The organism is Geodermatophilus sp. SYSU D00742 (assembly GCF_054049935.1).
This window is the reverse complement of the sequence record NZ_JBJGYJ010000069.1, coordinates 1-3,287: the sequence shown is the minus strand read 5'-3', so window position 1 is coordinate 3,287 and position 3,287 is coordinate 1. Positions and strand designations below refer to the sequence as shown.

The 3,287-nt window shown below is 76.7% G+C and carries 4 protein-coding genes; 3 read left to right on the top strand and 1 reads right to left on the bottom strand.

The window, feature by feature from the left end; translation table 11 throughout:
* Positions 1-40 precede the first annotated feature (40 nt).
* Positions 41-841 carry a serine hydrolase gene (locus tag ACI78V_RS22815; RefSeq protein ID WP_456855108.1) on the top strand — a complete coding sequence of 267 codons (801 nt, stop codon included), beginning with the start codon at positions 41-43 and terminating at the stop codon, positions 839-841.
* Positions 842-890: 49 nt separating this feature from the next.
* On the opposite strand, the gene ACI78V_RS22810 is transcribed toward ACI78V_RS22815, so the two are convergent.
* Positions 891-1,757, bottom strand: coding sequence for a GNAT family N-acetyltransferase (locus ACI78V_RS22810; RefSeq protein WP_456855103.1), 867 nt, complete (start codon positions 1,755-1,757; stop codon positions 891-893).
* Between the two features lie 98 nt (positions 1,758-1,855).
* On the opposite strand from ACI78V_RS22810, the gene coaA reads away from it, so the two are divergent.
* Positions 1,856-2,809, top strand: coding sequence for a type I pantothenate kinase (gene coaA / locus ACI78V_RS22805; RefSeq protein ID WP_456855098.1), 954 nt, complete (start codon positions 1,856-1,858; stop codon positions 2,807-2,809).
* A gap of 193 nt (positions 2,810-3,002) precedes the next feature.
* A complete protein-coding gene (locus ACI78V_RS22800) occupies positions 3,003-3,206 on the top strand; it encodes a DUF5999 family protein (protein ID WP_456855094.1) in 204 nt (67 codons plus the stop codon).
* Positions 3,207-3,287: the final 81 nt, after the last annotated feature.

Below are 3,287 nucleotides of genomic sequence, written 5' to 3'. Positions count from 1 at the left end.
GGCGCGGCGGGTCGTGTCTCTTGTGCTACAGGTCGTAGAGTTGACGGGGGTCGGGCCGGCGGCGGCCCGCGCGCCGGCCGCCGAGGTGGTCCCCGCCGTCACCGCCGCCTACGGACCGGTCGGCAGCCTCGCCGTCGTCGTCGCCCAGCAGGAGACCCGTGCCACCGGGCTCTCCCCGCGCGCCGCCGAGGCGCGCAGTGCCCGCGTGTCGGCGGCCTCGGCGGGCAACGACCTCGCCGGACGGCCACTCCCGGCCGCCTCGCTGGTCAAGCTGCTCCTCGCCGAGCAGCTGCTGCACCTGGCACGGACGGGCGCGGTGGCGCTCACCGCCGACGACCGGCAACGGATGGCGGAGATGATCAGCCGGTCCTCCGACCCGGCCGCCTCCGACCTGTGGGCCCGGTTCGACGGTGACCGGATGGTCCGCGACGTCGCCGCCCGCTACGGCCTCGCCGGCACCGTGCCGCCGCGGCGGTGGGGGGAGTGGGGCGAGACGACGACGACGGCGCAGGACCTCGCCCGGTTCCTGAGCCGGCTGCCGGTCGTGGCCCACCCGGACGACGCCGCCGCGTTGACCGGGTGGATGCGCGCGGTCACCCCGGTCGCCGCCGACGGCTTCGACCAGCGCTTCGGCCTCCTCGCCGCCACCGCCGCCGCCCCGGCCGTCAAGCAGGGCTGGATGTGCTGCGTGGGCGGCATGCGCCACCTGCACTCGGTCGGCGTGGTGGGCACGCAGGTGGTGGTGCTGCTCAGCGAGGTGCCGGCCTCGGTGCGCTGGGACGCGGCGCGGTCCGCGCTCACCGCCGCCGCGGCCGCGATGCCGGCGCCGCCCGGGTCCTGACCGGCCGGCGCCGCGAGGGCGCAGGGCCGCTGCCCCCCGGGGGCGTGGCTCAGCCCTGGCGCCCCCGCAGCGCCGGCTCGGCCGGCTCGGCGTCGATCCGGTCGTCGGGCAGGTCGGCCACCCCGACCGTGGCCAGGCGCGCGAACCCGACCCGCTCGTAGACGCGGGCGACGTCGTCGTCCCCGGCGACCAGGAAGACCAGGTCGGCGGTCTCGCGGGCGTGTGCGGTCAGGGCGGAGGCCAGCCCGGCACCCAGTCCGCGCCCCCGCAGCCGTGGCAGCGTGGCCACCCCCGTGATCTCGCTGACCTCGCTGCCGTCGACGTCCACCGGGTGGTGCGCGCCCACCGCGACCGGCTCACCGCTCTCGACGGCCACCATCATCACGGTGCGCCCGGTGGCGATCCGCTCCCGCAGCACCGCCGTCCGCGAGGGCTCCGGCACCGCCGCGGCCGTGGCCTCGTCGACCGCGGCCTCGCCGACCTCGGCGCGTGGCCCGGGGTGGGCGAACGCGATCGAGGCCAGCCGCTGGTACCGGGGCAGCTCGGGGTCGTCGGCGCCGACCAGGTACAGCCGCACGCCGTACGGGAGCAGCAGCTCGACCGGGTCGGCGGCGACCAGCAGTGGCCACTCCTCGACGGTGAGTCCGGCGGCCCGTACCGCCGCGGCGGCCGACGGAGCGGACTCGCACACCCACTCCAGCGCGACCGGCAGGCCGGCTCGCCGCTGGACGGCGACGGCGGCGCGGACGTCGTCGGAGGTGACCGTCTCCCCGTGCCGGGGCCGGGCCGGATAGGGCCAGTCGGGGCTGCCCACCGGGACGTCGAGGGCGCCGACGGCCTCGATCCGGGCATCGGGCAGCGGTGCGCTGGTGAAGTACCGCTCGATGCACTCGAGCAGCCCGGGGGACGTCGGCACACCGGCACCCTAGACGGGCGAGGCCGCCGCACCGGTCCGCGCGGCCCTGCCGCCCCCCGGGCAGGTGAGGTGCGCCGCGTGACCGGCACGATGGGGGCGTGACGGCTGGCCCACGACCCCAGGTCTCGCCCTACGCGGTGTTCGACCGCGACTCGTGGCGCGCGCTCGCCGCGGGCGCCGCGCTGCCGTTGGACGAGGGGCAGCTGCGAGGCCTGGCGTCCCTCGGCGACCGCATCGACCTCGACGAGGTGGCCACGGTCTACCTCTCCCTCGCCGGGCTGCTCAACCTGCACGTCGAGGCCAGCCGGCGGCTGTGGGCGGCGCGCAGTGAGTTCCTCGGCGACTCCACGGCCAAGGTGCCCTACGTCATCGCCGTCGCCGGCAGCGTCGCCGTCGGCAAGAGCACCACGGCCCGCCTGCTGCAGACGCTGCTGGCGGCCGACCCCGGCGCGCCGCGCGTGGACCTGGTGACCACCGACGGATTCCTGCTGCCGAACGCCGAGCTCGAGGCCCGGGGGCTGCTGGGACGCAAGGGCTTCCCGGAGAGCTACGACCGTCGGGCGCTGCTGCGGTTCCTGGCCGCGGTGAAGTCCGGCCGCGGCGCGGTGACCGCCCCGCTGTACGACCACCAGACCTACGACATCGTCCCCGGGGGGCAGCAGGTCGTGGACGGGCCGGACATCCTGGTCCTCGAGGGGCTCAACGTGCTCCAGGCGGGACGGCGGGCCGACGGCAGCACCGCGGAGGTGTTCCTCTCCGACTTCTTCGACTTCTCCGTCTACGTCGACGCCGCCGAGGCCGACGTCCAGCAGTGGTACGTCGACCGGTTCCTCGCCCTGCGCCGGACGGCGTTCCAGGACAGCTCGGCCTACTTCCACCGCTTCGCCTCCCTCACCGACGAGCAGGCCCGCGAGACCGCGCTGGGCATCTGGGCCGCGGTCAACGGGCCCAACCTGCGCAGCAACATCGCCCCCACCCGGTCGCGCGCCCGCCTCGTGCTGCAGAAGGCCGCCGACCACAAGGTCCGCCGGGTCCTCCTGCGCAAGATCTGACGCGCGGGGGCGCCCGGTCCGGCCGGCCGGCGCGCGCCGGACATGGCGAGTCGTGACGACCCGGTCGGGTGAGGTCGTGAGGTTCGTCACCTGACAGCGGCGCGGACGGCGCCCACACTCGGAGCGTCCGGTCACCGGACAAACACCCTCAGTGAACCCGACGCCTGCCGCCGGGCCGATCGGAGAGATCCCGATGTGCTCCCACGTATCTCCCTGCCCTGACGCGACCAGCGACCTGCGCGACCTCGCCGCGGTGGTGCGCAGCCACCCCGAGCAGGGCTGGAGCCTGCTGTGCAACGGCGTCGTGCTCTTCGACGACGACGGCGAGCTCCTCCCCGACGGCCGCGTCGTCGCCGGACACCGCGCCTGGCGCGCGCCCCGGCTCGCCGCGCGCTGACCCCGGCCGGCGGCCCGGGTCGCCCCCGGCCGCCGGCCGGGTCCCCCCGCGCGGGGCGGTCCCCCGTCCTCGCGGGCCTGC

Bases quoted from the DNA above. Each gene is read 5' to 3' on its own strand.
- ACI78V_RS22800 (WP_456855094.1), top strand. From the start codon at position 3,003: ATGTGCTCCCACGTATCTCCCTGCCCTGACGCGACCAGCGACCTGCGC.